We start from the raw sequence: 26,714 nt of genomic DNA on the forward strand, positions 1-26,714 counted from the left end.
TCATGCTCCGGAGAGCGCGCAGGTCTGTAAAGGACACCGGCTCGAGCGAGCCGATGTCTCCGACTGAGGAATGATCATTTCGTAATCGACGCGTTCCAGAAAAATGGCCAAGGGGCCGGATCGACGCCTTCCAGTTTTGTCGACTTGGCAGCCACCGCGTTGAAATTACCGATCTTCATGAAGGCCGCGTCGTCATAGATCGCTTTTTGGACATCGGCGAAGAGCGCGACACGCCTGTTTGGATCGACCTCGGAAGTGAATGCATCCACGGCTGCCTTGCGGGCAGGGGTGTTCCACCAGCCCGGCGAACTGGTCGAAAGCGAGCCGATCAGAGCCGGCTCCGGCAGGAACGGGCTGTGGGTGATATAGACGTCCCAAAGCTTGGGATCGGCCCGGCGCTGCGTCAGCGTTGCCCAGTCGACCACCTGCATATCGACGGTAAAGCCGGCAAGCTTGAGATATTCCGCCGCGACCTGGGCCATCTTGTAATGAAATTCATATTGGCGGCTGGTGAGAATCCGCAGTGGCTCGCCATTGTAACCGGCGGACTTCAGCGCTGCCGCCGCGCCTTCCGGGTCCGCCACATTGTAGGCTCCGTCAGTGCCCGCTTCGGTATGCCAGGAATAGGCCTCCGGGTAGATCGCGCCATCGAGGGAAAAGAAGTCCGGGCTGCCGAAGGCCGCAGCCATCATGTCTTCCATGCTGAGCGCCTGGCGGATGGCCTTGCGCACGGCGACGTCCTTGTTCAGCCCCTCGGCCGTATTGAAGACAAAGACCGGATAGCCGAATGGCTTGAGCATAATCGGCTGCGTCGAGGCCGAGGCCTTGACCTTGTCGAAAGATTCGACCGGGATGGAATCCACATAGTCATACTGGCCCGATACTGCCGCTTCGACGCGCGTGTTGGGATCAGGAACGGGGACAAAGCGGATTTCGTCGAGATACTGGTGGCGAGCGCCGCCGTAGCCATCGCTCTCGCCGGCCCGGGACTTGTAGCCCTCGAAACGGGTCAGCTGGATATATTGGTCGGCCTTGCGCTCCTTGAGCATGTAGGGACCTGTACCGATGAAGTCCTTCATCACGTCATCCTGCTTTTCCGACGGGATGATGATGGCTGCCGAATTGTTGAAGGCGAGCAGGGACGCCAGCGGCGCGTAGGGCTGCGTCAGGGTGATCTTCACCGTTGCCGGATCGGCAGCTTCGATGGAAGCAATGAAGCCTGCTGCCTGCTTGCCGCGCGAGGCAATCTTTTCCCAGCGGGCAAGAGAGGCGACAACATCCTCGGATGTCATGTCCGTATCATCGTGGAATTTGATGCCGGTACGCAGCTTGATTGTGTAGGTTTTACCGTCGGCGCTGATGTCCGGCAGGCTATCGGCCAGAAGCGGCGTGACGTTCCAGTTCTTGTCGAATGTGTAGAGGGTCTCGAAAATATGCTGCGTGACGATACCGACGAGATCGGCCGTCGATGACATCGGATCAAGCGTCGGCGGCTCACCGATCGTGGCGACATTGACAATGCCGCCCTTTTCTTGAGCGAAAAGGCCGGAAGGAAGGATTGTCAGTGCAGTTCCCAGCAGAAGTGCAGTCACTTTTCTCACGTTGAAGTTCCCCTTGTTCCACTATTATGTTATATGTGTTCTTATAAAAGAATATTGGATAAGCGGTGGCTGTCAATCGAAAATTGAACTGCCACACGTTTCCATTGTCCGATCAGCGGCTGATCGCCCCCGGAGCTTCGCCCATGGCGCTGCCTAAGAGCTCGGATTTAACGGAGTTCAACATTGCGCGCGCAGACGCAGATCTTTTGTGGCCGTTGCACAGCAGGAACCCTCCTCGCTACGCGCCTTTCCGGGGTGATTTCGTTGAGAGCTTGAACACCGAAAGGATCGGCACTTCGCGAACGATGCGAACGTGGGCAGCCTGATCGATGTCAGGAACGGCTCCTCAGTCGCGTGACGGCTGTTCGACGACGATAAATGGAGTTGTGGCCTGTGGTTTTGGAATTTGTCGCGATTGCGGCCAGGCTCGCAAAATTGCTTCAGCTCGGCAGGCGACGCGGGTCGAACTGTCGGGGATCGAGTCCTTCGGCCCGGAAGGCTGCCGGCGGTGCGGTGTCGCTCAGAAGGGCAGCCGCCAGAGCGCCCAGCGCAGGCGAGGTGAGAATCCCGTAGCCTCCCTGGCCGGCCAGCCAGAAGAAATCCGGGCAGCCTGGCGCAAAACCGATGACCGGCAGCCGGTCAGGGGAAAAGCTGCGCAGACCCGCCCAGCTCTTGACAATTCTTCTTACCGGGACCGTCGTCGCCTCTTCGACGTAGTGTGCGGCCCAGGCGACGTCGATCTCCTCCGGCTGTACGTCCGATGCTTCGCACGGCGTCGCGTCGGCGGGCGAGGCGAGCAGCCTTCCGCCCTCGGGCTTCATGTAAAAGTCTTCATCTATCTCGTTGATTTCAGGAAGCTTTGCTGCATCGATACCTGCCGGAAGGTCAACGGTGATGGCGGTGCGCCGATGCGGGACGATGCCGCTCGGCCTTACGCCGAAGACCGCGGCAACCGGGTCCGCCCAGGCCCCGGCGGCGTTGACGACGATCCTGGCTCCGATCTCACCGGCCGCCGTGCCCAGCAGCCAGCCCGATCCATGATGCCGAGCGGCGAGGATTTCATGGCGCTCGAGGATGTCGCAGCCGTTGCGGCGGGCGCCCTTGACGTAGCCCTGGAGCAGGTTCTCGACCTCGATGTCCCAGAAATTCGGGTCGTGGAAGGCGGCTGCGACATAGTCGGGATTGAGAATCGGAACGCGGGCAAGCGCCTCGTCTTTCGTGAGCCGTTCGATTTCAGGCGTGAATTCGCGTTCTTCGGCGAGCAGCTTTTCAAATCGATCGAGTTTCCCGGCACCCGCGATCATCACGCCGCCGCGTTGCCTTAACAGCGGCACGTCGCTGAAGCCTTCCGGCGGCCGATCGAAAAAGGCTTTCGATATCGTCGCGAGTTTGCAGATCTCCGGCGCGTTGTATCTGAGCACGAACTCGGCGGCCGAGCGGCCGGTGCTGTGATAGCCGAGCGCCTCCTCCCGTTCCAGGACGGCGACGGAACGATGCGGGCTCAGGAAATAGGCGAGCGACAAGCCGGCGATCCCGCCCCCGATAATCACAACGTCGTAGTTTGGCATGTACCGCTCCCGCAACTTGACGGCGGAGAATAGGGACGGTGCGGGTGCCGCTCAAATTTATAGTTGTAAATGTCGTTATCAATCCTGCTGATGGTCGCAATGATCCAGCGCTTCGGTGTCGGCGACGTGGGCGAGGAAGGCGGCTTCGGCCGGATTGAGGATGGAATTCGGATTGGAAATGCGGAACACGTCGGTCGTCGGCAGGTCGCGATAGGGGGGCAACTGCCACAAATCTCCCGCCGCGACGGCCTCGCGGGCGATATGATCGGGCAGCATGCCGATGCCGACATCGGCGGCGATCAGCCGCATGACCTCCTCGACGTTGCAGGAGACGCCCCGAACCTGCTGGCCGAAGGAGCCTACGGCGCGGACTGCGGTCACGGAATTCATGTGCTGACCGCCGAGTACATCGGCTATGAAGGCGATGTAAGGATCGCCGCGCAGATCGTGGAAATCAACGCCCTCGACGCCGAAAAGCCGGTGGCCGCGGCCGCAGTAGAGCGCGTAGCGCTCGCGTATGTGGAAGCTCTTGTTCAAGCCCTCCGGTATGATGCCGTCGCAGAGGCCCATCGTCGCAATGTTGCGCTCGACGGCGCTCAACACGTCGACGGTCGTCGCCACCGTCATCGATATCGTGACCTTCGGATGCATGCGAAAGAAGCTGCCGAGCTTCCGGTCCCAGGCGGGATTGTGGGCGTGGCTCACCGCATGGATGTTGAGATGACCGGTGATCTCCTCGCCCGCCGTTTCCAGAACATGCGGCAGGCGAATGACGGCCGCGAAGATATCGCGGCACTGGAGGTGCAGTTTCTCGCCTGCTTCCGTCAGATCGAAACGCCCCGGGCGGCGGTCGATCAGTTTCTGCCCGATGGTCTGCTCGAGCCGTTTGAGGGCCATGCTGACGGCGGGCTGCTGCAGGAGCAGCCGGTTTGCGGCCGCCGTGATGCTGCCCTCCTCGACGACCACGACGAAGGTGCGCAACAGGTTCCAATCGAGATTGTGGGCGAAACGTTCAAGGCGGTTGTTGGTCATGGTGGCCGGCGGAGCGATAATGTACTTTATGCATATTCAGAAGAATGGTCGCTTGCACAAGGCCAATCGCCACGGGGCCGATCAGATGAATCATGCAGCAGGCGCATGAGCCAGTGTCTCAATTTCGTTTGAAAGCCTTGACCCGGCTTGTCATAACACAGGCGCGACAATGCGACGGGAGATAGAGATGGCCGGCAAAAGCCAATTCCAGTGGGACGATCCGTTCCTCCTCGAAGATCAACTGAGCGAAGACGAGCGGATGATCCGCGATACGGCGCGCGCCTATGCCCAGGAAAAGCTGCAGCCGCGCGTGATCGAAGCTTACCGCGAGGAGACGACGGACCCGGCGATCTTCCGCGAGATGGGCGACCTCGGCCTGCTCGGCGTGACCGTTCCCGACACCTATGGCGGTGTCGGCGCGTCCTACGTCGCTTACGGTCTCGTCGCACGCGAGGTGGAGCGCGTCGATTCCGGCTATCGCTCGATGATGAGCGTGCAATCGTCGCTCGTCATCTATCCGATTTTCGCCTACGGCTCGGAAGAGCAGAAGCGGAAGTTCCTTCCGAAGCTTATCAGCGGCGAGTGGATCGGCTGCTTCGGGCTGACCGAGCCGGACGCCGGCTCCGATCCGGCGGGCATGAAGACCCGGGCGATCAAGACCGAAGGCGGCTACCGTCTCGTCGGCTCCAAGATGTGGATCTCCAATGCGCCGCTCGCCGATGTCTTCGTCGTCTGGGCGAAGTCGGAAGCGCATGACAATGCCATCCGGGGCTTCGTACTGGAAAAAGGCGCGAAAGGCCTTTCCGCACCGAAGATCGCAGGCAAGCTCTCGCTGCGCGCCTCGATCACCGGCGAAATCGTCCTCGACAATGTCGAGGTCGCAGACGACGCGCTGCTGCCGAATGTCGAGGGGCTGAAGGGACCATTCGGCTGCCTCAACCGTGCTCGCTACGGAATTTCCTGGGGCGCGCTCGGCGCGGCCGAATTCTGCTGGCATGCGGCCCGTCAGTACGGGCTCGACCGCAAGCAGTTCAACCGACCGCTCGCCCAGACCCAACTTTTCCAGAAGAAGCTCGCCGACATGCAGACCGAGATCGCGCTCGGGCTGCAGGGCTCGCTCAGGGTCGGACGGCTGATGGACGAGGGCCGCATGGCCCCGGAGATGATCTCGATCGTCAAGCGCAACAATTGCGGCAAGGCACTCGATATTGCGCGCATGGCCCGCGACATGCATGGCGGCAACGGCATTTCCGAGGAATATCAGGTCATGCGCCACATGATGAACCTAGAGACCGTCAACACCTATGAGGGCACGCACGACGTGCATGCGCTGATCCTCGGCCGCGCCCAGACCGGGCTGCAGGCCTTCTTCTGAGCGGCGCCGCCATGGAAGCGCCGCTCAAGGGCATCCGCGTGCTCGAACTTGCCCGCATACTGGCGGGCCCCTGGATCGGGCAGACCCTTGCCGATCTCGGCGCCGACGTCATCAAGGTCGAGAGCCCGGCCGGAGACGACACCCGGACCTGGGGACCTCCCTTCGTGAAAGGCGAAGGCGACGAAAGGCTGGATGCCGCCTATTTTCACGCGTGCAACCGCGGCAAGAGGTCTGTCGTTCTCGACTTTACGACCGCAGAGGGGCAGGAGGCGGTGCGCCGGCTTGCCGCGCAATCCGACGTCTTGCTCGAGAACTTCAAGGTCGGCGGCCTCGCCAAATACGGTCTCGATTATGAAAGCCTCAGGAAAATCAATCCGCGGCTCATCTATTGCTCGGTCACCGGCTTCGGGCAGGACGGGCCCTATGCTCACCGCGCCGGCTACGACTACATCGTCCAGGGCATGAGCGGCATCATGGACCTGACGGGCGAGCCGGATCGTGAACCGCAAAAGATCGGCGTTGCCTTCGCTGATATTTTCACCGGGCTCTATGGTGTTATCGCGGTGCAGGCGGCCCTGGCACAGCGGGAACGCACGGACGAGGGCCAGCAGATCGACATGGCGTTGCTCGACTGCATGACGGGCGTGCTCGCCAATCAGGCGCTGAACTTTCTCGTTTCCGGCAAGGCACCGCGGCGGCTCGGCAATGCCCATCCGAATATCGCACCCTATCAGGTGTTTCCGACCGCCGACGGGCATCTGATCGTCGCAGTCGGCAACGACCGCCAATTCGTGAAATTCTGCGAACTCCTCGGCCGGCCGGATCTCGCCTCGGATGCCCGCTACCATACGAATGCAGACCGCGTGCAGCACCGCGAGAGCCTGACACCGGAGCTCGCGGCGGAAACAGCGAAGTTCGAGCGGGATACGTTGCTCGCCCGGCTCGAAGCCGCAGGCGTCCCCGGTGGCCCGATCAACTCCGTCGCCGACGTTTTCGCCGATCCGCAGGTCGTCCACCGGCAGATGCGGGTGGAGACACCCCATACCGGCGCGGCGGCAGGAACGTCGCCGGGCGTCCGCACGCCGATCCGCTTCTCCGGTGCAACGCTTTCGCTCGAGCGCGGCGTGCCCCGGCTCGGGGAACATACGGATGAGGTGCTGGCTGAGATCGGAATGGTCTTGCCGAAAGACCGGTAAGTCAGGCCGGCCTCAATCTCCTTCGCCCCGCCTGCGGGACGAAGGAGCCTTTCTCTTGAGCCCTAAACCTTCAAGGCTCGATCGAACACGCGGGAAAGCCGCTCTGCAAAGGCGCGGGGGTTTTCGGGCTTGTCGCCGTCGAGAACGCGGGCCTGGTCGAGGAGAAGTTTGACCGCGTCCTCCCGGAAGCCCTTGTCCTCCGCGGAGCAGGCGGCAAGCGCGGCGATCAGGTTATGGCCGGGATTGATCTCGAGGACTGGCTTGGGAGCGCCCTCCATACGTCCGGCGCCTTGGAGCATTTTCTGGAGCTGAAGGTCAGGCCCCTGTTCGGGCGCAACAAGGCAGACGGCGCTTTCCGTGAGGCGGTCGGAGGTCCGGACGTCCGAAACCACGTCGCCGAGCGTCTCCCTCGCGAAGGCCACGAAGTCGGTGACGGCGGCGCCCGCTTCCGTCGAAGCGGCGGCCGCATCGTCCTTTTTGGCGATGGCGGCGAGATCGGCCGCACCCTGGGTGATCGACTTGAACGGCTTTCCTTCGAAATCGGGAGCGGTCGTCACCCAGAAGCTGTCGACCGGGCATGTCAGGAGCAGCACCTCGATGCCGCGGGCGCGAAAACCTTCGAGCTGGGGCGACGCCTTCAGCTGGGCGAGGTTGTCGCCGGTCAGGTAGTAGATGGCCGACTGGCCGTCCTTCATCTCCTTGACGTAGTCGCTCAAACCGCGCGGCTTGTCGTCATCCGCGGTCGTGCGGAAGCGCGACAGCGCCAGGAGCTGGCCCCGCCGCTCGAAATCCTCGTAAATGCCCTCCTTGATCACGCTGCCGAAGTTTTCCCAGATCTTGGCGAAGGCCTCGGGATCGCTTTCCGCAAGCTTTTCGATGCTGGTCAGCACGCGGTTCGTCAGCCCCTTGCGGATATTTGCGAGAAGAGGACTTTCCTGAATCATTTCCCGCGAGACGTTGAGCGGCAGGTCCGCCGTGTCGACGAGGCCGCGCACGAAGCGCAGGTACCGCGGCAGCAGTTCCGCCTCGTCGGTGATGAAGACGCGCTTGACGTAGAGCTTCATCCGGCCCTTGCGATCGGGGTCGAAAAGATCGAACGGCTTCGAGCCGGGCACGAAGGCAAGCGCGGTATATTCGTGGCGCCCCTCGGCGCGGAAATGAACCGTCAGCGCCGGATCGTCGTACTGCCCGGCAACGCCGCGGTAGAAATCGGTATAATCGTCCTTGCTGATCTCGCTTTTCTGCTTCGTCCAGAGCGCCGTGCCGTCTGCTACCTGTGCCGGTTCTGCACCGGGCTTCTCGACGATCGAGATCGGAACCGGCACGTGACCGGACTGCTCCTTGATGATGCGCTCGACCGTCCAGCGCGAGGTGTAGGTCTTGGCGTCGTCCATCAGATGCAGCGTGATGCGCGTACCGCGCGACGGCGCGTCCGCGAGATTGACCGCCGAAACCGTGTAGCTGCCCTTGCCGTCGGATGCCCAGTGCCAGGCCTTGTCGGTGCCGGCGCGGCGGGAAACGACATCGACGTTGTCGGCGACCATGAAGGCCGAATAGAAGCCGACACCGAACTGGCCGATGAGCTGGGCGCCGTCCTTGTTCTGCGCTGCTTCAACCCGCTCCATGAAGGCACGCGTGCCGGAGCGTGCAATCGTGCCCAGCGATTCGACAAGCTCGTCGCGGCCCATGCCGATGCCGTTGTCCTCGATGACCAGGCGGGCATTCTCCTCGTCGAGCGTCAGAGTGATGCGCGAGGCGGGATCGCTGCCGAGGAGCTCGGGGGCGACGATCGCTTCGTAGCGTAGCTTTTCGCAGGCGTCGGCCGCATTCGAAATCAGCTCGCGGAGAAAGACGTTCTTATCGGAATAGACGGAGTGCACCATCAGGTGCAGCAGCTTCGCCACGTCGGCTTCGAAGACATGTTTCTCTACGGACGTTTCGACTTCACTCATTGCGTTTTCGGACCTCGTTGACGTTTGCTCCCAATTGGCAAGCCGCGGCCTGAATTTCAAGGGTCGTCTTGCGGCAGCCCCGCTTCGGTGCGAAGCTCCTGTCAGATGGAAGCGCTGCTCGTCATCAATGCCGGCTCGTCCAGCCTGAAGTTCCAGATATTCGGGATCGCCACGGCGGGGCTCGAGCGGCAGGTTCGTGCGAAACTGGACGGCATCGGAACCCGGTCGCGCCTGAAGGCGACGGCAGCCGACGGCACCGAGCTCATCGATCGGAGCTTGGATACGACCGATGTTCGCGACCTTCCCGCGGCCCTGTCGGTCGCACGCGACTGGCTGGCGACGCTTCGCGGTTTCGACCTCCGGGCGATCGGCCATAGGGTGGTGCATGGCGGTCCGGATTACGTCCGGCCGGTGCTGATCGACACGACGGTGCTCGACCGTCTGTCAAGCTATCAGGACCTCGCACCGCTGCACCAGCCCAACAATCTCGCGCCGATCCGGCTCGCTATGGAAATCAAACCCGACGTGCCGCAGGTCGCCTGTTTCGACACGGCCTTCCATCGAGGGCGCGCCGAGCATACCGATTGCTATGCCCTGCCGCGCGCCTTCTATGAGCAGGGTGTGCGGCGCTATGGCTTTCATGGGATCTCCTATGAATATATCGCCGGTCGACTGCGCGAGGTGGCGCCGGAGGTCGCCCGCGGCCGGGTGATCGTCGCCCATCTCGGCAGCGGCGCGTCGATGTGCGCGCTGGACGACGGACGCAGCGTCGAGACGACGATGGGTTTTACCGCACTTGACGGGCTGCCGATGGGCACGCGGCCGGGCCAATTGGATCCCGGCGTCGTTCTCCACCTGCTCCGGGACATGAGTGCACAAGCTGTGTCGGACCTGCTCTACCATCGGTCCGGCCTGAAAGGTCTCTCCGGCATATCGAACGACATGCGCGAGCTTCTGGCGAGCGAGGACCCGCGCGCTTCCTTCGCGATAGACCATTTCGTGCACCGCTGCACGCTCAACGCCGGCATGCTGGCCGCAGCCTTGGGAGGCCTCGACGCTTTTGTGTTTACCGCCGGTGTCGGCGAAAACGCGGCGCCGATCCGGGCCCGTATTTCCGAAGGCCTGGCCTGGCTCGGCGCGCAGCTCGATCCGGCCGCAAACGATGCAGATGCCTCGGTCATCTCGAAGGCAGGAAGCCGCGTCGCGCTCCACGTCATGCCCACCGACGAGGAGCTGATGATCGCCCGCCATACGCTTGCGCTCATCCGTGCTCCTTGAAGAGCCGGCCCGAAATCTTGTCGTTCCGACAGCTCCCCTCCCAATACGGAACGCTTCTACATGTGGCATGCTTCGGCTGAAGCGTGACCCGTGCCGCAAATCGTCTCCCCCCTTGTGGGGGGAGATGGCCGGCAGGCCAGAGGGGGCGTCTCGGGGGGCGTCGCGGCGGTCGGCAGGCACCCCGGTCAGATGTTGCCCATGCAGAGATATTTCATCTCGAGATAGTCCTCGAGTCCGTGGCGGGAGCCTTCCCGGCCGATGCCGGATTGCTTGATGCCGCCGAAGGGAGCGGCCTCAGAAGACATGCGGCCCGTATTGATGCCGACCATGCCGTACTCCAGAGCCTCGGCGACATGCCAGACCCGCTTGAGGTTCTCGGCGTAGAAATAGGCCGCGAGACCGTAGATCGTATCGTTCGCCTCGGCCACCACCTGTTCGGCGGTCTCGAAGCGGATGATCGGGGCGATCGGCCCGAATGTCTCTTCCTGGGCGATGCGCATGTCGTGCGAGATGCCGGTAAGCACCGTCGGTTCGAAGAAGGTGCCGGTCGTTCCGATCCGGCTGCCGCCCGAGCGCACTTGCGCTCCCTTGGCTACCGCGTCGGCCACATGCGCTTCGATCTTGTCGATCGCGTGGACGTCGATCATCGGACCGATGGCGACGTCGGGAGCAAAACCGTCACCGACCGTGAGTTCGCGCACGCGCGTGACGAACTTGTCGGCAAACGCGTCATGCACCGCGGATTGCACATAGATGCGGTTCGCCGAAACGCAGGTCTGGCCGGCATTGCGGAATTTCGCCTGGAGCGCGCCGTCCACCGCCTCGTCGATATCGGCGTCGTCGAAGACGATGAACGGGGCGTTGCCGCCGAGCTCGAGGCTTACCTTCTTGATCTGGTCGGAGCATTGCCGCATCAGGAGCCTTCCGACCTCCGTCGATCCGGTGAAGCTGATCTTGCGAACCTTGGGATTGCTGCAGAGTTCGCGCCCGATCGGGGCGCCTTCGGAGGCGTAAAGAAGATTGAGCACGCCTTCGGGAAAGCCCGCCTTCTCGGCAAGCGCGAACATCGCGCCGGCCACCAGCGGCGTCTGTTCGGCGGGCTTCAGGACGATCGTGCAGCCGGCGGCAAGCGCCGGGGAAATCTTGCGCGCGACCATCGAAGCCGGGAAATTCCAGGGCGTGATCGTGCCGACCACGCCGACCGGCTGCTTGATCACGAGCATACGCCGATCGTTGGCGGGTGCCGGGAAGGTCTCGCCGTAGACGCGCTTGGCTTCCTCCGCGTACCATTCGACATAGGATGCGGCGTGCAGGACTTCGCCCTTTGCCTCGCCGACGGGCTTGCCCATTTCGGCAGTCAGGATAGAGGCGAGGTCGTCGGCATGCTCGACGAGCAGGTCGTGCCAGCGGCGCAGGATGATGCTGCGATCCTTGGCCGGCTTGCCGGCCCACAGAGGCTGGGCGAGGGCGGCCGCGTCGATAGCCGCGCGTGCGTGATCGATTCCCATGTCCGGAAGCGTCGCGAGCAGTTCGCCGGTCGATGGGTTGGAAACATCGAAGGTGGGGCCGGCCGGCTGTCCGAAAGACCGCGTGACTTCGCCGAGGGAGGCGAAGACCTTCGGTCGCCGGATGTGTCTGGTGAGTGCGGGCGTCAGGGCCATGGGGCGTCCTCCCGCGATGCCTGCGGCGACCGCAGGCTTCGCTTCTATTCTTTGTGAGGGCGCAAATCGTGCGCCCCGGCATGGGCGACCGCGATAGCGGCCGGTCCGGCAGCCGTCAACCGCGTGCTTCGAGGATCGATGCCTCTATAATGTCGAGGGCTTCTGCGAAGACCTCGTCCTGGATCGTTATCGGCGCCAGGAAGCGGATGACATTGCCATGGACGCCGCAGGTCAGCAGGATCAGCCCCTTTTCGAGGGCAAGGAGGCGGACCTTGTTTGCGAATTCGGCGCTCGGCAGGTTCGTCCTCACGTCGTTGAATTCGACGGCGTTCATGAAGCCGGGTCCGCGGATGTCGACGATTTCCGGTGCTTTCTCGCGGATGGCCGCAAGGCGCTGCTTCAGCCGGTTTCCGAGCTGGTTCGCCCGCTCGCAGAGGTTCTCCTCGGCAATCACGTCGAGGACCGCATGCGCGGCGGCGATGCCGAGCGGATTGCCGCCATAGGTGCCGCCGAGGCCGCCCGGCCCGGGCGCGTCCATGATCTCGGCACGGCCGGTGACGGCCGCAAGCGGGAAGCCGCCGGCGAGGCTCTTCGCCATCGTCGTCAGATCCGGCGCGACACCGTGATGTTCCATGGCGAAGAGCTTGCCGGTGCGGGCAAAGCCGGTCTGCACCTCGTCGGCGATCAGCAGGATGCCGTGCTGGTCGCAGATCTCGCGAAGGGCCTTCATGAAGGCGGTCGGGACCGGGTAGAAGCCGCCTTCTCCCTGAACCGGCTCGATGATGATCGCCGCGACACGGGCCGGATCGACATCGGCCGCGAAGAGCTTCTTCAGCGCCGAAAGCGACTGCTCGACAGTCACGCCGTGAAGCTCGATCGGGAAGGGGGCGTGAAAGACGTCTGCCGGCATCGCGCCGAAACCGACCTTGTACGGAACGACCTTGCCCGTCAGCGCCATGCCCATGAAGGTGCGGCCGTGGAAACCGCCCCCGAAGGCGACAACCGCCTGGCGGCCCGTCGCGGCGCGCGCGATCTTGACGGCGTTCTCGACGGCTTCCGCGCCGGTCGTGACGAAGATGGTCTTCTTCGCGAACTCGCCTGGCACGATCGCGTTCAGGCGCTCCGCCAGATGTACGTAGTTTTCATAGGGCACCACCTGGTGGCAGGTGTGGGTGAAGCGATCGAGCTGCGCCTTGACCGCAGCGATCACCTTCGGGTGGCGGTGGCCGGTATTGACCACCGCGATGCCGGCGGCAAAGTCGATGTAGCGGTTGCCTTCCTTGTCGAAGATCTCGGCGTTTTCCGCGCGCTCGGCATAGACCTGCGTGGTCATTCCGACACCGCGGGAGATGGCTGCATTCTTGCGATCTGTGAGGCTCGTCATCGTTGTCGTCCTGGTCGAGAGGGAATATATTGCATTTTTTCTGCAACTTTTCTCAGGAAGAGGTACATTTTTCAGGATGGATTGCAAATCAAATTTGCTGATCGAGACAACACCCGGATTGATGGGCGCTTCTTGTGCAGCCGCCGCGCTCGCGGCTAGATAGCCGCCAGCGATCGGCGGCACGGATCCGGCACGGTGATGAGGATATGAATTGATGGGCGGTATTGGCACCATTCGCTACAAGGTTGCCGAGGCGGCAAGGCTAGCGGGCGTGTCCGCCTCGACGCTCAGGCTTTGGGAAACGCAAGGTCTCGTCGTGCCGGAGCGTTCGGTGACGGGGCATAGACAATATACCGATGCCGATCTCGCCCGGCTGAAGCGCATTTCCTGGTTCCGCTCCGAACGCGGCCTCAACCCCGCAGCGATCAGGGAGGCTCTGGAGGCTGAAAGCGCCTTCACCGAAGACGAAAATGGCTCCGCCACGCCGACCGACGACAATGGCGACCTGCAGGTCGGGCGGAAGCTGCGCAGTCTGAGACATGCCGCAGGCAAGACGCTGGAGCAGGTGGCCGGCGACATCGGCATTGCCGCATCCGTGCTCTCGACCCTGGAGCGGACGTCGCAGGGCGTCTCCGTCGCCGTTCTGCACAACCTTGCCGAATATTTCGGAACCACAGTATCGAGCCTCTCCGGCGAAGGGGAGACAAGAGCGCGTGCGCTCGTGCGGGCCGGCGAATGGCGCAACTGGCCGCGCACGACACCGGGGGTGACGGTGCAATTGCTTGCCGAAGGCAAGAACCAGATGGATTGCCATCGCTTCGTTCTGGCGCCAGGCGCCTCGAGCGAGGGCGCCTACCGGCATGAGGGGGAGGAATTCGTCTACGTCCTCTCCGGACATGTGGAGTTCGTGCTGGATTCGGATCAGTTCTACGATCTCCACCCGGGCGACTCCCTTTATTTCGAGAGCCGCCGCCGCCATGCCTGGTCGAACAGGCACGACGGCGAAACGGTGTTGTTGTGGATCAACACGCCGCCGACGTTTTGAAAACATCGGCACTTACAGCGTGAAAATAATTCAGATGTTTATGTGCTGACAGATGTATTCCGACGTAATGAGTCGGGCCGCTGCCAACCAACGCCTACTCGATCGTGCCGACGCTGAATATTGCGCCCAAGACACACTCCCGGCGTCTTGGGAATCGGCCGGCTATGTTGATGAAGGGCGGAACAAAGTTTGGCCCGATTCCCCCGTTCAGCCTCGAACAGTTCTTTAGCCTGCCCGACTGCTTGCTTCCATCGCCAAGCGCTCAACGAACCTGATTGCAGACGATGCACCTGTTCGCGAATCGACGGAAGAAAGCTCGAACGGAGAGGGAGTGTTGATGCAGATGGTGCGCGACCAGCAGCTGGACGGCCTGAGAGCCGTAGCTGTCACAATGGTGCTCTATGCGCATTTCTTCGCAGCCGATGGATCCCATTGGGGCCATCTCGGCGTTCGGCTGTTTTTCGTATTGAGCGGCTTCCTGATAACGCGCCTGCTGCTCGATGCGCGCGACGCTGCCCGTTTCGAGCCGGCGACGGCACTCAAATCCTTCTACGCGCGCCGCGCACTTCGCATCTTCCCCCCTTACTTCGCCGTCCTCGCCGCCGTCTTTTTCCTTGATCTGGAACGATCGAAGGAGGTCATGGCGTGGCACGCCCTCTATCTGTCCAATTTCTGGTACGCGCTGCAGAACGAATGGACGCCGTGGGTTCTCTGTCATACGTGGAGTCTGAGCATCGAGGAGCAGTTCTACCTCGTATGGCCATTGATCGTGCTGCTCGTGCCGCGCCGGTCGGTTGCCGGGGTTTGCATCGGCGTTATCGTTTGCTCGCTCGCCTACCGCTTTTACTGGCCGCTCACCGGTACTCCATCACTCGCGCGGGATCTTTTGCCGCCGGCGTCGATGGATGCGCTGGCCGTGGGCGCGCTGCTCGCCGCCCGCCCATCCTGGCGAGTCGGTTGGCCGGCATGGGCAAAACTGAGCTGGATGCCGCTTTCGCTCGCTTCGCTCGTCCTCGTGTGGTCGAAGCCTGTTGCCATGTCACCGGTCGTCGCGTGGTTCGCCTGGATTGGCCTGGAGGTCCTCCCGCTCCTGCCGCTCGCCATGCTGGTCGGCGGCTGTTCGAAGGGGATCGGCGGGCTTGCCGGTCGGCTCGTCGCGCTTTCGCCTTTGGCGGCGCTCGGCCGGATCAGCTATGGCGTCTATCTTTTCCACGCGGTCGTGCTGGCCCTGGTCGTTCAAGCGCAGCCTTTCATCCCGGTCAATGTCTCGGATCAGGGGGCAGGGCGGTTCGTCGTTGCGGGCTCCCTGACCCTGATGCTCGCCTCGGTTTCCTGGCTGTTCTTCGAAAAGCCGCTCAACGGGCTGAAGCGGCACTTTCCCTATATTCGTTCCGACGGCGGAGCCGGGGCGGCAGTCGCTATCCCTGGCGCCGGTCGTGACGAAGCCCTGCAGCCCCAGAACCTCCGATAAGCTCACGAGCCGAACCATGCCGACGCCCCTCGTCTCCATCGTCCTGCCTGTCTACAATGCGGAGCCGTACATCGCCGCAGCTATCGAGAGCGTGTTGCGCCAGGACTACGAGCGTCTGGAGGTAATCGCGATCGACGACGGGTCGACGGATCGGTCGCGGGACATTCTCGAACGCTATCGCAAGAGCGATTCTCGCGTTTCCATCATTTCCCGCGAGAACCGCGGCCTCATAGCGACACTGAATGAAGGCCTCGCGCTTGCAAAGGGCGAGCTTGTCGCGCGAATGGATGCCGACGACATCGCCTATCCGTCGCGCCTGTCGCGTCAGGTCGCATTGTTTTCCGCAGAGCCCCGGCTCGCCCTTTCCGGCACGGGCATCGACATGCTGATTGGCAATCGGATCATCCGCGGCAAGCCCAATCCCATATACCGCCCGGGAAGCCTGCGAATCCTGTCGATGTTCTTCACCATCTTCATGCACTCGACCGTCGTCTATAACCGTAACGTCATCCCGGAAGAGATGCTCCGCTACGACCCGAACTATGTGCATGCGGAAGATTTCGATCTCTTCAGGCGGATCGCGGATCGTTTCCCAGTCCACATGATCGACGAGGCGCTGGTCGCCTATCGCATCCATGAGGATAGCGTGACCAGCAAGCACAAGCGGCAGATGCGCCGAACCCATTTGACCATCGTCGCCGAGAACCTGGCGCGGGATGCCCTTCTCGGAGAATCCGCAGCCCTCGAAGCGATCGGCGCCGCGGTGACGAGCGAGACGGTGGCACGTCTTGCCGACTGGGTCCTGGCGCTAGAGGGTGAGATTTCGGCCCAGCCGGGCGAGGTTCGGCGTGCCTATGAGGACGGCGCCCTTTGCTTCTTCTACTTCCTCTACCAGCTCATCGCCGACGAGGAGCAGCCGCGACTGACCCATGAGTTCCTGACGCGGACCGGGAAATGGGGCCTGATCCGCCGCCGCGAGCGATACGGGCTGCTCGCGGCCGCTCGCGCACCCTGGTGCAGCCGGATTTCGCTCGCCGCGAGCAAGCGGGTGGATCGGCTCGCGCGCCACCTGCAGTCGGTGCCCGCCGCGAGCGTGCTTTCCGGGCATGGCTGGATCTGACATGGCCGTCGAACAGCCTGCAAAAGCGCAGAAACATCTAAGAGCAGCGGCCGCTCGGCACTCGGTGGCCGCTTCATTGTCCGAAGAGTCGGAGCCGTTGGTCAGCTTCATCGTCTGCACGCGCAACCGCGTCCGGGCGCTTGGCGCCTCGATCCGATCGATCGAGGCCGCATGCCATGCCCATGCGGCGAACAGGAGCGAACTCGTCGTCGTCGACAACGGCTCCACGGACGGCACCCCGGAAGAACTCGCACGCATGGCAGCAGCCTCGACAATGCCGATCACGCTCGCCACCGAGCCTCGCCCGGGTCTCGCCGCGGCACGCAATACAGGGATGGCGCGCGCGCGGGGCCGGATTCTCGTCTTCATCGACGACGACTGCGAGGTGGACAGGAACTATCTCGCCGACCTCCAACGGCACTACGCCAGTGGCGACGCGCGGGTCATCCGCGGAGGACGCGTGGAACTCGGCGATCCTGCCGACCTGCCGTTCACCATCAAGCGGTCGAAAGTCGCGGCACGTCTGACCCGCGATGTCCACCCCGGCGGCTTCGTGCTCGGCTGCAACATGACCATGCATCGCGACGTCGCGGCACGCATCGGTCCTTTCGACGAGCGCTTCGGCGCAGGCGCGCCGCTGAAGGCCGCGGAAGATACGGATTACCTGGTCCGGGCATTTCGGCTCGGCATTCCGGTCGAATACGTGCCGGATATGATCGTCCATCATCATCACGGCCGCCGTTTTCGTGCGGCGATCGAAGAACTGCATCGTAATTACAGCCTCGGCAATGGCGGGCTCTGTCTGAAGCACCTGCTCGGCGCGCCCTGGCTCCTCAAGCATTTCGGCTGGACCGTCAGGTCCGCATGCGGCGAAGTTTTCGGAGGCGCCCGCTTCGACCCAAAGCTGCAACTGTCACATTGGCCGATCGTTTCGATGAACATTGTCGGCGCCGCGCGCTTCGCGCGGATTGCCATGGCAAACGCGGCGCAACCGACCGAACGGCGCCAGCCCGAACAAGCAGCACCGAAGCTCAGGTGAGGATCGCATATGCGTAGATTCCTATTGCCGGGACTGGAGGTCCTGCGCGGCGCGCTGGGGCGGCAAATGCGCCTGCTGCCGGTCGTCGTCATTCTCGGCCTTGCCAGCGCCGCGCTCGAAGGCGCCGGCATCGGCCTCATCATTCCGATGCTGGGCATCATCGCAGGAGATGGACAAGCCAACGGCTTGAGCGGCATTTCCGCTTACTTTCAGGCGGTAGGAGCGGGCTTGGGAGACGGCGAACGCCTGCTGGTCATTGCGGCCGCCGTGCTCGCGCTGATCGTGCTCAAGAATATCCTCGCCTTCGCTAACACGCTGCTCACGACCTTCATCTACGGCAAGGCCAGCCACGCCATCCGCAGCGCGCTTTCGGATCAGCTCCTGCGGATTGGATATCCGTTCTTCATGCAGCAAAGTCCCGGCCGGCTGCTCAACATCATCTCCAACGAGTCATGGCGCGCGTCCGACGCGATCCAGACGGTCCTTTCGTCTATCGTGCACGGCTCGGCGGCGGTCATCCTGCTCGCCTTTCTCTTGCTCATGTCCTGGCAGATGACGCTGTTCGTGGCGCTCGGCCTCGTCCTTGTCCAGCTTGCCCATGCAGCGCTCTCCGCGACGCTCAAGGGCCCAAGCCGCCATGTGACCTCCTTCAACAGCGAGCTTGCCGCCAGAATGCTGCATCTCGTTCATGCCGGAAGGCTGATCCGCGTGTTCGGCCAGGAAACACGCGAGAAGGATGCATTCGATTCCGCGTCCGACGCCGTTCGCCGTGCCGGCTTTGCGCTCCAGTCACGACAGGGGGCGCTGCCGCCGCTGACCGAGGTGCTCCACTCGGCGTTGTTTCTGGCCGTGGTGGTAAGCGCCTGGTCCGTCGGCGTCAGCTTTCCGGTGATCGTCGCCTTCGTCGTGCTGCTATATCGACTGCAGCCGCATATGCGCGCCCTGCAGATGTCCTGGAGCCAGATTCAGGGCTGGAGCGGATCGCTCGAAGAGGTGCGTTGGCTTCTCGACTCCTCCGACAAGCCGAAGCCTCCTCAGGGCAATGCCCCGGTCGACGGCCTGCACGAGGGCATGAAATTCGACCGGGTGACCTTCAGGTATCCCGGTTCCGAGGTGCGTCCCCCGGTGCTGCATTCCGCAAGCTTCGAAATCCGCAGCGGCCGTTCCACCGCAATCATCGGCCGTTCCGGCGCCGGAAAGACGACGATCGTCAATCTCCTCTGCCGTTTCGTCGAGCCGGATGAAGGACGCATCCTCGTCGATGGCGTGCCGCTCGACGAGCTCGATCCCGTTCAGTGGCGGCGCCAGATCGCGGTCGCCAGCCAGGACCTCGAACTGGTGGACGGCACCATCCTGGAAAACATCACCTACGGTCAAAGCGCCACACCTGCAGAAGCGGAACGCGCCGCGAAGCTTGCCGAAGCGCACGGCTTCATCGAGCTGCTGCCGCAGGGCTATGAGACGCTCGTCGGCTACAGGGGTGCAAGCCTCTCGGCAGGCCAACGCCAGCGCATCGCGCTTGCCAGAGCGCTGGTGCGCGATCCGGCGATCCTGATCCTCGACGAGGCGACGAATGCGGTGGACGGCCTGTCGGAGGCGGCGATCGTCGAGACGTTGAGATCGAGGGCCGGCAGGCGCACGACGATCGTGATCAGCCATCACCGGAGCACGATCTCGTTCTGCGACGACGTCGTGGTCCTCGGCTCCGGGCGCGTCAAGGGCCAGGCCGCGCTGGCGGACGTCGCGTCGCTCAGCATGGACCAGCTCTACGAGCATGAGACCGGCACGGGGGGCGGAGGGTAGAGGTTTGCGGTGTGCGCGCAGACTGCCGGATGCAGGGCGCGCGAGGACCCCGGCTGCTTGTCCATCGACCCTGGTTGCGGGCGCTGAGGCGCGGCCCCTCTACCCGCTGCCGCGACCTCCCCGTTTGGACGGGGAGAAGGGGCCGGCAGGCGGAGGGGGGCTCTGATCTGAAAATTATGCGGCGGCGTAGCGCTTGGCCATCTCCGGCAACCGCAGCACCCGGATCTTCGATGCCTGGCCGGCGGCGTGGAAGGCCTCGAAGCGCTCCTTGCAGACCTCGGTCATGTGGGCAATTGCCGGCTTCAGATAGTTGCGCGGATCGAAATTATCCGGATGTTCGATATGGTGCTTGCGGATCTCGCCGGTAAAGGCGAGGCGGAGGTCCGTGTCGATATTGACCTTGCGCACACCGAGCGGAATGGCCTTCTGAATCTCGGACACCGGAACGCCCCAGGTCTTCTTCATCTTGCCGCCATAGGCGTTGAAGAGTTCCTGGAGATCGGCGGGGACGCTCGAGGAACCGTGCATGACGAGGTGGGTGTTCGGCAGACGCTTGTTGATCTTGGCGATAGTCTCGATCGAGAGGATCTCGCCGTCGGGTTCGCGGGTGAACTTGTAGGCGCCGTGGCTGGTGCCGATGGCGACCGCAAGAGCGTCGACGCCGGTCTTCGAAACGAAGTCGAGGGCCTGCTCGGGGTCGGTCAGCAGTTCCTCGCGTGAGAGCTTGCCTTCAAATCCATGGCCGTCCTCCTTGTCGCCGGCACCCGTTTCCAGATTGCCGAGGCAGCCGAGTTCCCCTTCGACGGAAACGCCGGCAGCATGGGCGATCTTCACGACTTCCGCGGTGACGGCGACATTATATTCGTAGCTCGCGACGGTCTTGCCGTCCTTCTCCAGCGAGCCGTCCATCATCACGGAGGTGAAGCCGTTGGTAATCGCCGAGATGCAGGTCGACGGCTGGTCGCCATGGTCGAGGTGGAGGCAGACGGGGATATGCGGATATTCTTCCGCAGCGCCGAGGATCAGATGGCGCAGAAACGCATCGCCGGCATAGGCCCGCGCGCCGCGGCTTGCCTGCAGGATGACAGGAGAGTCGGTCGCATCCGCGGCCCTCATGACGGCCTGGATATATTCGAGATTGTTCACATTGAAGGCCGGCAGTGCGTAATTGTTCTCTGCCGCGTGGTCGAGCAGTTGCCGCAATGTGATCAATGCCATTCTTAACTCCCTGATGCTCCGCGCCACTCCAGGCGCCAGTTCAAGCGCACAATAATTCATGCGGGGCGTTTGGCAACCGGGCCGGCGGTCGTGCCGGTCGCTTGATGGACGTGCGTCAGACCAAATTGCTGTGGATGAGAAATCCCCCTGCCAGAAATCGCTACTTTCGCCCTCTGGTGGTGTTGCCAATCTCAGTTGTGCCCGCAGAGCAGCCGCGGGTTTTCGCGGCCGGCGGCAGGTTCGGTCCGGATCGTGGCGGCGTTCGGCGTCCGCGTGAGGGGGAGCCGATGTGCAAAAAGATTGCAGCGATTGGGACAATTTTTTATGCATATTACGTAAAGTGCCGCTACAATTCATGAAGGTTGCATGACTGCTCTTTCGGAGCATTCTTCCGTAACGAAGCGCAACATGCCGAAGCGATCTACAACGTTGCAGGTGGATCTCCGCGCGCCGGGGCCGGCCGGCAGACCTGCGTCGTGAAAGGGAGGAAATTCGTCGCAAACGCCTATACAACCTGAGCGATTATCGGCGTTCGCGTTTTAAAGAGAAGGCTGCAATTTTCCGGGCAGATCGCTTGCGTTCGCTGAAAATTTGCACTTCTCTCCTGCGATCAATGAACCCAAAACGAGGGGAAGGAGAAGAAAAATGGCTTCACTGAAACTCAATCTCAGGGCCGCTGCGCTCATAGGCTCGCTGCTCATCGGGGCAAGCCCCGCGCTCGCCGAGGCGGTACTTCACCGCGGCAATGCCGGCGAACCGCAGACGCTCGACCAGGCCCACACCTCCATCAACATCGAGGAGTTCATCCTCAAGGACCTCTATGAAGGCCTGACGATCTACGATGCCGCGGGCAAGATCGTTCCGGGCGCCGCCGAAACCTGGGAGCTTTCGGACGACGGTACCGTCTACACGTTCAAACTGCGTGCCGATGCCAAGTGGTCGGACGGATCGCCGGTGACGGCAGAGGATTTCGCCTTCTCCTTCCGCCGCGTGGAGGATCCGAAGACCGCGGCCGAATACGCCAACATCCTCTTCCCGATCAAGAACGCCGAAAAGGTCAACAAGGGCGAAGTGCCGGTCGACCAGCTCGGCGTAAAGGCCGTCGACGAAAAGACCCTGGAGGTTACCCTCGAACGGCCGACGCCCTTCTTCCTGGAACTGCTCGCACACCAGACGGCGCTTCCGGTCAGCAAGGCGAGCGTCGAAAAGAACGGCGCGGACTTCGTCAAACCGGGTGTGATGGTTTCGAATGGCGCATTCAAGCTGACGGCGCATGTGCCGAACGACAGCCTGACGGTGGAGAAGAACACCAATTATTGGGATGCCGCCAATGTCAAGCTCGACAAGGTGATCTTCTATCCGATCGACGATCAGGCGGCCTCTGTCCGTCGTTTCGAAGCGAAGGAAATGGATCTCGCCTACAACTTCTCCGCCGACCAGATCGAGCGCCTGCGCACGTCCTATGGAGAGCAGGTGCACGTTTCCCCGACGCTTGCCACCTACTACTACGCTTTCGACACCCGCCAGGAGCCCTATAGCGATGTCCGCGTCCGCCGGGCACTTTCGATGGCGGTCGACCGCGACTTCCTTGCCAAGGAAATCTACAGCGGTTCGCAGCTGCCGTCCTATTCGATGGTCCCGCCGGGCATCGAGAGCTACGGCGATCCCACCAAGGCCGACTTTGCCGACATGTCGCAACTCGACCGCGAGGACAAGGCGATCGAGTTGATGAAGGAAGCCGGTTACGGCGAGGGCGGCAAGCCGCTCAACATCGAAATCCGCTACAACACCAATCCCAACCATGAGCGTGTCGCTACGGCGGTCGCCGACATGTGGAAGAACACCTTCGGCGCCAAGGTCTCGCTGGTGAATCTCGACGTGTCGTCGCACTATGCCTACCTGCAGGAGGGCGGCAAGTTCAACGTCGCGCGTGCCGGCTGGGTCGCCGATTACGCCGATGCCGAAAACTTCCTGGCACTGAGCCTCAGCACCAACAAGACCTTCAACTACGGCCATTTCGAAAACGCCGAATTCGATGCGCTGATGAAGAAGTCCTATGAGGAACAGGATCCGGCGGCACGATCGAAGATCATGCACGAGGCTGAAACTCTGCTGATGAAGGAGCAGCCGATAGCGCCGTTCCTGACCCAGGCGGACCTCTGGCTCGTTTCGGAGCGGGTCAAGGGCTGGCAGGACAATGCGCCGAATGCGCACCTGAGCAAGTTCCTGAGCATCGCCGAATAACGAACTGAGGCGACGCGCGGGCACCCGCGCGTCGCCTCCGGAGCAAAGTCAATGATCTCCTTCATCCTTCGCCGGCTGGCGAGTGCGGTGCCGACGCTGTTCATCGTCGTCACCATATCCTTCTTTCTGATGCGTTTTGCCCCCGGTGGGCCCTTCAACCTCGAGCGTCCTCTCCCGCCCTCCACGATGGAGAACCTGATGAGGACCTATCACCTCGATCAGCCGCTCTGGCGCCAATACGCCACCTATCTCGGCAATGCCATCACGGGCGACTTCGGTCCGAGCTACATTTACCACGACAACAATGTCGCGCAGCTGATCGGCAAGGGACTGCCCTATTCAATGGAGCTCGGCTTTTACGCGCTGTTGCTCGCGGTCGTCGGCGGCGTCATAACGGGAACGATCGCCGCCTTGCGGCAGAACAGCTTCCTGGATTTCGCGGTCATGTCGGTTTCCACGATCGGGGTCACCGTCCCGAACTTCGTCGTCGGTCCCGTGCTGACGCTGATCTTTGCGATCGTGCTCGCGTGGCTGCCCGCCGGCGGCTGGGGCGACGGTTCTCTCCGCTTTCTCATCCTGCCGATGATCGCGCTTGCGCTTCCCCAGCTTGCGGTCTTTGCCAGGCTCACGCGCGGCTCGATGATCGAGGCCCTCAATACGGATCATATCCGCACCGCGAAAGCCTATGGCCTGCCGTCCCGCGCCGTGGTCGTGACGCACGCCATGCGCGGTGCCATGCTGCCGGTCGTCTCCTATCTTGCTCCTTGCGCCGCCGCCCTCCTTACGGGCTCGGCCGTGGTGGAAACGATCTTCACTATACCGGGCGTCGGGCGCTACTTCGTGCTCGGAGCGATCAACCGCGACTATACGCTGGTAATGGGCACCGTGATCCTCATCGCCATCTTCGTCATCCTCTTCAATCTTCTGGTCGATATTCTCTACGGCCTGCTCGATCCGAGGGTTCGCCATGACTGATATCGCTCAGATCCCGGCATCGATGCCCGACACCAGAGGCCGAAGCCTCTTTCAGCTCGCAACGCTCCGCTTCCGCCGCAACCGCCCGGCCATGGCCGGTTGCGTCATGCTGGTGCTCATCGCGCTCTTTTCCTTCGTCGGGCCGCTTTTTTCGCCTCACAGCTACGATCAGGTCTTTCCGTCCTATGTCACGATCGGCCCCAGCCTCGAGCCGCGTCCAGACACCTCGACACTTCAGGACGTGATGGAGGGCGTGGCGACGCGTGCACGCGTCACGCTCACGGAATTCAACGTCGAAGGCCAGACCTTCACCGCCACCGTGACTTCGGACGAGCCTATCGATCCTCGCGCCACGCGCTATTTCGACCGGGCGAACGAGTTCGAGAACACCGAGGTGGTCGCGACGGAGAACGATGGCCGTACCCTGAAGGTCGAGGGCGAGGTGGCTCGGGAATATTTCCCCTTCGGCACCGATTCCAATGGCCGCGACCTGCTTGTCCGGGTGATGCTGGGCGGCCAGATCTCCATCGCCGTCGGCCTGCTGGCGAGTCTCGTTTCGCTCGGCATCGGCGTCGTATACGGGGCGACATCGGGCTATATCGGCGGGCGCGTCGATAACGTCATGATGCGCCTGGTCGAGATCCTCTATTCGCTGCCCTTCGTTTTCCTGGTCGTGGTGCTCGTCGTCTTCTTCGGCCGGAGCTTCATCCTGATCTTCCTGGTGATCGGGGCTGTCGAATGGCTGGATATGGCCCGCATCGTGCGCGGCCAGACGCTGGCGCTCAAGCGGCGTGAGTTCGTCGGAGCGGCGCAGGCGCTGGGTCTGACCGACTGGCAGATCATCCGCCGGCACATCATCCCGAATACGATCGGTCCGGTCATCGTCTTCGTCACCGTCGTCGTGCCGAAGGTCATCCTGCTCGAGAGTTTCCTGTCGTTCCTCGGACTGGGCGTGCAGGCGCCTCTTACGAGCTGGGGTGCCCTGATCTCGGAAGGTGCGAACAACATACAGTCGGCGCCGTGGCTCTTGATCTTCCCCGCCATCTTCTTCGTCGTGACGCTGTTCTCGCTGAATTTCGTCGGCGACGGCCTGCGCGATGCGCTCGACCCGAAGGACCGCTGACATGACAGAGATGAAGGATTCCATTCTCGCTGTGCGCGGCCTGAAGGTCGACTTTTCCACCCCTGACGGCACCGTCGAAGCGGTCAAGGGCATCGATCTCGACGTCCGTTCCGGCGAGACGCTCGCAGTTGTCGGCGAATCCGGTTCGGGCAAGAGCCAGACCATGATGGGCATCATGGGTCTGCTCGCCAAGAACGGGACGGTGACGGGTTCGGCGCGCTATCGCGGCCAGGAACTCGTGGGCCTTGCACCGAAGGCACTGAACAAGGTGCGCGGCTCGAAGATCACCATGATCTTCCAGGAGCCGATGACTTCGCTCGACCCGCTTTACACGATCGGCCGCCAGATCGCCGAGCCGATCGTCCATCACCGGGGCGGCAGCTTCAAGGAGGCGCGCAGGCGCGTCCTCGAGCTCCTGGAGCTCGTCGGCATTCCCGAACCGGGGCGGCGCATCGACAGCTATCCGCACGAGCTTTCCGGCGGCCAGCGCCAGCGCGTCATGATCGCCATGGCGCTTGCCAACGAGCCGGACATCCTGATCGCCGACGAGCCGACGACCGCCCTGGACGTGACCATCCAGGCCCAGATCCTCGATCTGCTCAAATCGCTGCAAAGGCGCTTCGGCATGGCGATCGTTCTGATCACCCACGACCTCGGCATCGTCAAGTACTTCGCCGACCGGGTCGCGGTCATGCGCCGCGGCGAGGTCGTGGAGCAGGGGGTGACGGCCGATATCTTCGAGCGGCCGAAGGCGGACTATACCAGGATGCTGCTGGAGGCCGAACCGAGCGGGCGCAAGCCTCCGCCTTCCGACAATGCCCCGATCATCCTGGAGGGTCGCAATGTCGCGGTGGACTATACGATCCCTGGCGGCCTCTTCCGCGGAGCCTCGGCCGCTTTCCGTGCAGTCGACGGCGTCAATCTGAGGCTCAGGCAGGGCCAGACGATCGGGATCGTCGGCGAATCCGGCTCCGGGAAGTCGACGCTCGGCCGGGCACTGCTGAGGCTTCTGCCGAGCAGCGGCTACTACCGTTTCGGCTCGACCGACATTTCCGGCTTCGACCGCGGCGCGATGCGACCGCTGCGCCGCCAGCTGCAGCTCGTCTTTCAGGACCCTTACGGGTCGCTCTCGCCACGCCGGACCGTGGGCGAGATCATCACCGAAGGCCTCCATGTGCATGAGCCCGACCTGAGCCGTGCCGACCGCGACCGCAGGGCCATCGCAGCGCTGAAGGAAGTCGGCCTCGACCCCGCCTCGCGCAACCGCTATCCGCATGAATTCTCCGGCGGACAGCGCCAGCGCATCGCGATCGCCCGCGCGATCATCCTGAAGCCGAAGGTCGTCATTCTCGACGAGCCGACTTCGGCCCTCGACCGGTCGGTGCAGGGGCAGGTGATCGACCTCCTGCGCGATCTGCAGGAAAAGCACGGTCTCTCCTACATCTTCATCAGCCACGATCTTTCGGTGGTGAAGGCGATGTCCGACTATGTGATCGTGATGAAGAACGGCCGGATCGTCGAAGAGGGGGAAACGGACGCAATCTTCGATGCGCCGAGGGAGCCCTATACCAAGACGCTGATCGGAGCCGCGTTCAACGTGTGAGGTAGGCAACTCGTGCCGGATTGCCC

The 26,714-nt window shown here is 62.8% G+C and carries 19 protein-coding genes; 12 read left to right on the forward strand and 7 right to left on the reverse strand.

Annotation, left to right across the window (positions count from 1 at the left end; all coding sequences use genetic code 11):
* Positions 1–74 precede the first annotated feature (74 nt).
* From ACFHWW_RS16670 to ACFHWW_RS16680, 3 genes are all read right to left on the reverse strand, one after another.
* A complete protein-coding gene (locus ACFHWW_RS16670; protein ID WP_379939397.1) occupies positions 75–1,592 on the reverse strand; it encodes an ABC transporter substrate-binding protein in 1,518 nt (505 codons plus the stop codon).
* Between the two features lie 449 nt (positions 1,593–2,041).
* Entirely contained in the window at positions 2,042–3,169 is a 1,128-nt protein-coding gene (locus ACFHWW_RS16675) for an NAD(P)/FAD-dependent oxidoreductase (RefSeq protein ID WP_379939350.1), read from the reverse strand.
* 78 nt (positions 3,170–3,247) lie between these two features.
* A complete protein-coding gene (locus ACFHWW_RS16680) occupies positions 3,248–4,201 on the reverse strand; it encodes a LysR family transcriptional regulator (protein ID WP_018098412.1) in 954 nt (317 codons plus the stop codon).
* A gap of 187 nt (positions 4,202–4,388) precedes the next feature.
* Here ACFHWW_RS16680 and ACFHWW_RS16685 point away from each other — a divergent pair, with 187 nt between their 5' ends.
* Together ACFHWW_RS16685 and ACFHWW_RS16690 are read left to right on the forward strand one after the other, a co-directional pair.
* A complete protein-coding gene (locus ACFHWW_RS16685) occupies positions 4,389–5,576 on the forward strand; it encodes an acyl-CoA dehydrogenase (RefSeq protein ID WP_018098414.1) in 1,188 nt (395 codons plus the stop codon).
* An 11-nt stretch (positions 5,577–5,587) separates the two neighbouring features.
* Complete coding sequence (locus ACFHWW_RS16690) at positions 5,588–6,772, forward strand: CaiB/BaiF CoA transferase family protein (protein WP_379939352.1); 1,185 nt, start codon at positions 5,588–5,590, stop codon at positions 6,770–6,772.
* 62 nt (positions 6,773–6,834) lie between these two features.
* On the opposite strand, the gene htpG is transcribed toward ACFHWW_RS16690, so the two are convergent.
* The gene (gene htpG, locus ACFHWW_RS16695) at positions 6,835–8,724 is read right to left on the reverse strand and encodes a molecular chaperone HtpG (protein WP_379939354.1); all 1,890 of its coding nucleotides are present in this window, start codon (positions 8,722–8,724) and stop codon (positions 6,835–6,837) included.
* Between the two features lie 105 nt (positions 8,725–8,829).
* On the opposite strand from htpG, the gene ACFHWW_RS16700 reads away from it, so the two are divergent.
* Positions 8,830–10,002 carry an acetate/propionate family kinase gene (locus tag ACFHWW_RS16700; RefSeq protein ID WP_379939356.1) on the forward strand — a complete coding sequence of 391 codons (1,173 nt, stop codon included), beginning with the start codon at positions 8,830–8,832 and terminating at the stop codon, positions 10,000–10,002.
* Between the two features lie 185 nt (positions 10,003–10,187).
* Here the strand turns inward: ACFHWW_RS16700 and ACFHWW_RS16705 are convergent, their stop codons facing one another.
* Entirely contained in the window at positions 10,188–11,663 is a 1,476-nt protein-coding gene (locus tag ACFHWW_RS16705; RefSeq protein WP_379939358.1) for an NAD-dependent succinate-semialdehyde dehydrogenase, read from the reverse strand.
* 115 nt (positions 11,664–11,778) lie between these two features.
* On the reverse strand, positions 11,779–13,047 hold the full coding sequence (locus ACFHWW_RS16710) for a 4-aminobutyrate--2-oxoglutarate transaminase (RefSeq protein WP_324763634.1): 1,269 nt from the start codon (positions 13,045–13,047) through the stop codon (positions 11,779–11,781).
* A gap of 214 nt (positions 13,048–13,261) precedes the next feature.
* Between ACFHWW_RS16710 and ACFHWW_RS16715 the strand changes: the two genes are divergently transcribed.
* From ACFHWW_RS16715 to ACFHWW_RS16735, 5 genes are all read left to right on the forward strand, one after another.
* Entirely contained in the window at positions 13,262–14,092 is an 831-nt protein-coding gene (locus tag ACFHWW_RS16715; protein ID WP_018098420.1) for a MerR family transcriptional regulator, read from the forward strand.
* 337 nt (positions 14,093–14,429) lie between these two features.
* Positions 14,430–15,563 (forward strand): acyltransferase family protein, encoded by a 1,134-nt coding sequence (locus ACFHWW_RS16720; protein ID WP_379939399.1) that lies wholly within the window; start codon positions 14,430–14,432, stop codon positions 15,561–15,563.
* A gap of 16 nt (positions 15,564–15,579) precedes the next feature.
* Positions 15,580–16,683: a glycosyltransferase family 2 protein gene (locus ACFHWW_RS16725; protein WP_379939361.1), complete on the forward strand. Its 1,104-nt coding sequence runs from the start codon at positions 15,580–15,582 to the stop codon at positions 16,681–16,683.
* Position 16,684: 1 nt separating this feature from the next.
* A complete protein-coding gene (locus ACFHWW_RS16730) occupies positions 16,685–17,722 on the forward strand; it encodes a glycosyltransferase family 2 protein (protein WP_379939363.1) in 1,038 nt (345 codons plus the stop codon).
* 9 nt (positions 17,723–17,731) lie between these two features.
* The gene (locus tag ACFHWW_RS16735; RefSeq protein ID WP_379939365.1) at positions 17,732–19,525 is read left to right on the forward strand and encodes an ABC transporter ATP-binding protein; all 1,794 of its coding nucleotides are present in this window, start codon (positions 17,732–17,734) and stop codon (positions 19,523–19,525) included.
* A gap of 174 nt (positions 19,526–19,699) precedes the next feature.
* Here the strand turns inward: ACFHWW_RS16735 and fba are convergent, their stop codons facing one another.
* The gene (gene fba, locus ACFHWW_RS16740) at positions 19,700–20,743 is read right to left on the reverse strand and encodes a class II fructose-bisphosphate aldolase (protein WP_018098425.1); all 1,044 of its coding nucleotides are present in this window, start codon (positions 20,741–20,743) and stop codon (positions 19,700–19,702) included.
* A gap of 645 nt (positions 20,744–21,388) precedes the next feature.
* Between fba and ACFHWW_RS16745 the strand changes: the two genes are divergently transcribed.
* From ACFHWW_RS16745 to ACFHWW_RS16760, 4 genes are read left to right on the forward strand one after another with little or no spacing between them, the layout of a single operon-like run.
* On the forward strand, positions 21,389–22,987 hold the full coding sequence (locus ACFHWW_RS16745) for a peptide ABC transporter substrate-binding protein (RefSeq protein ID WP_379939367.1): 1,599 nt from the start codon (positions 21,389–21,391) through the stop codon (positions 22,985–22,987).
* 51 nt (positions 22,988–23,038) lie between these two features.
* Positions 23,039–23,962 carry an oligopeptide ABC transporter permease OppB gene (oppB, locus tag ACFHWW_RS16750; protein WP_379939369.1) on the forward strand — a complete coding sequence of 308 codons (924 nt, stop codon included), beginning with the start codon at positions 23,039–23,041 and terminating at the stop codon, positions 23,960–23,962.
* Positions 23,955–25,085: an ABC transporter permease subunit gene (locus ACFHWW_RS16755; protein ID WP_338281327.1), complete on the forward strand. Its 1,131-nt coding sequence runs from the start codon at positions 23,955–23,957 to the stop codon at positions 25,083–25,085. The genes oppB and ACFHWW_RS16755 overlap by 8 nt, the downstream gene beginning before the upstream one ends.
* Position 25,086: 1 nt before the next feature.
* Positions 25,087–26,688 (forward strand): ABC transporter ATP-binding protein, encoded by a 1,602-nt coding sequence (locus ACFHWW_RS16760; RefSeq protein ID WP_100670194.1) that lies wholly within the window; start codon positions 25,087–25,089, stop codon positions 26,686–26,688.
* The last annotated feature ends 26 nt before the right edge of the window (positions 26,689–26,714 follow it).

Origin of the sequence: Sinorhizobium sp. P24N7 (assembly GCF_042436655.1) — a bacterium.
GTDB classification, from domain to species: Bacteria; Pseudomonadota; Alphaproteobacteria; order Rhizobiales; family Rhizobiaceae; genus Sinorhizobium; species Sinorhizobium meliloti_A.

Excerpts from the sequence above, each read along its gene's own strand:
- ACFHWW_RS16760 (WP_100670194.1), top strand. The coding sequence starts at position 25,087 with ATGACAGAGATGAAGGATTCCATTCTCGCTGTGCGCGGCCTGAAGGTC.
- ACFHWW_RS16715 (WP_018098420.1), top strand. The coding sequence starts at position 13,262 with ATGGGCGGTATTGGCACCATTCGCTACAAGGTTGCCGAGGCGGCAAGG.
- ACFHWW_RS16680 (WP_018098412.1), bottom strand. The coding sequence starts at position 4,201 with ATGACCAACAACCGCCTTGAACGTTTCGCCCACAATCTCGATTGGAAC.
- ACFHWW_RS16755 (WP_338281327.1), top strand. The coding sequence starts at position 23,955 with ATGACTGATATCGCTCAGATCCCGGCATCGATGCCCGACACCAGAGGC.
- fba (WP_018098425.1), bottom strand. The coding sequence starts at position 20,743 with ATGGCATTGATCACATTGCGGCAACTGCTCGACCACGCGGCAGAGAAC.
- ACFHWW_RS16720 (WP_379939399.1), top strand. The coding sequence starts at position 14,430 with ATGCAGATGGTGCGCGACCAGCAGCTGGACGGCCTGAGAGCCGTAGCT.
- oppB (WP_379939369.1), top strand. The coding sequence starts at position 23,039 with ATGATCTCCTTCATCCTTCGCCGGCTGGCGAGTGCGGTGCCGACGCTG.
- ACFHWW_RS16700 (WP_379939356.1), top strand. The coding sequence starts at position 8,830 with ATGGAAGCGCTGCTCGTCATCAATGCCGGCTCGTCCAGCCTGAAGTTC.
- ACFHWW_RS16745 (WP_379939367.1), top strand. The coding sequence starts at position 21,389 with ATGGCTTCACTGAAACTCAATCTCAGGGCCGCTGCGCTCATAGGCTCG.
- ACFHWW_RS16690 (WP_379939352.1), top strand. The coding sequence starts at position 5,588 with ATGGAAGCGCCGCTCAAGGGCATCCGCGTGCTCGAACTTGCCCGCATA.
- ACFHWW_RS16710 (WP_324763634.1), bottom strand. The coding sequence starts at position 13,047 with ATGACGAGCCTCACAGATCGCAAGAATGCAGCCATCTCCCGCGGTGTC.
- ACFHWW_RS16675 (WP_379939350.1), bottom strand. The coding sequence starts at position 3,169 with ATGCCAAACTACGACGTTGTGATTATCGGGGGCGGGATCGCCGGCTTG.
- ACFHWW_RS16725 (WP_379939361.1), top strand. The coding sequence starts at position 15,580 with ATGCCGACGCCCCTCGTCTCCATCGTCCTGCCTGTCTACAATGCGGAG.
- ACFHWW_RS16705 (WP_379939358.1), bottom strand. The coding sequence starts at position 11,663 with ATGGCCCTGACGCCCGCACTCACCAGACACATCCGGCGACCGAAGGTC.
- ACFHWW_RS16685 (WP_018098414.1), top strand. The coding sequence starts at position 4,389 with ATGGCCGGCAAAAGCCAATTCCAGTGGGACGATCCGTTCCTCCTCGAA.
- ACFHWW_RS16735 (WP_379939365.1), top strand. The coding sequence starts at position 17,732 with ATGCGTAGATTCCTATTGCCGGGACTGGAGGTCCTGCGCGGCGCGCTG.
- htpG (WP_379939354.1), bottom strand. The coding sequence starts at position 8,724 with ATGAGTGAAGTCGAAACGTCCGTAGAGAAACATGTCTTCGAAGCCGAC.
- ACFHWW_RS16730 (WP_379939363.1), top strand. The coding sequence starts at position 16,685 with ATGGCCGTCGAACAGCCTGCAAAAGCGCAGAAACATCTAAGAGCAGCG.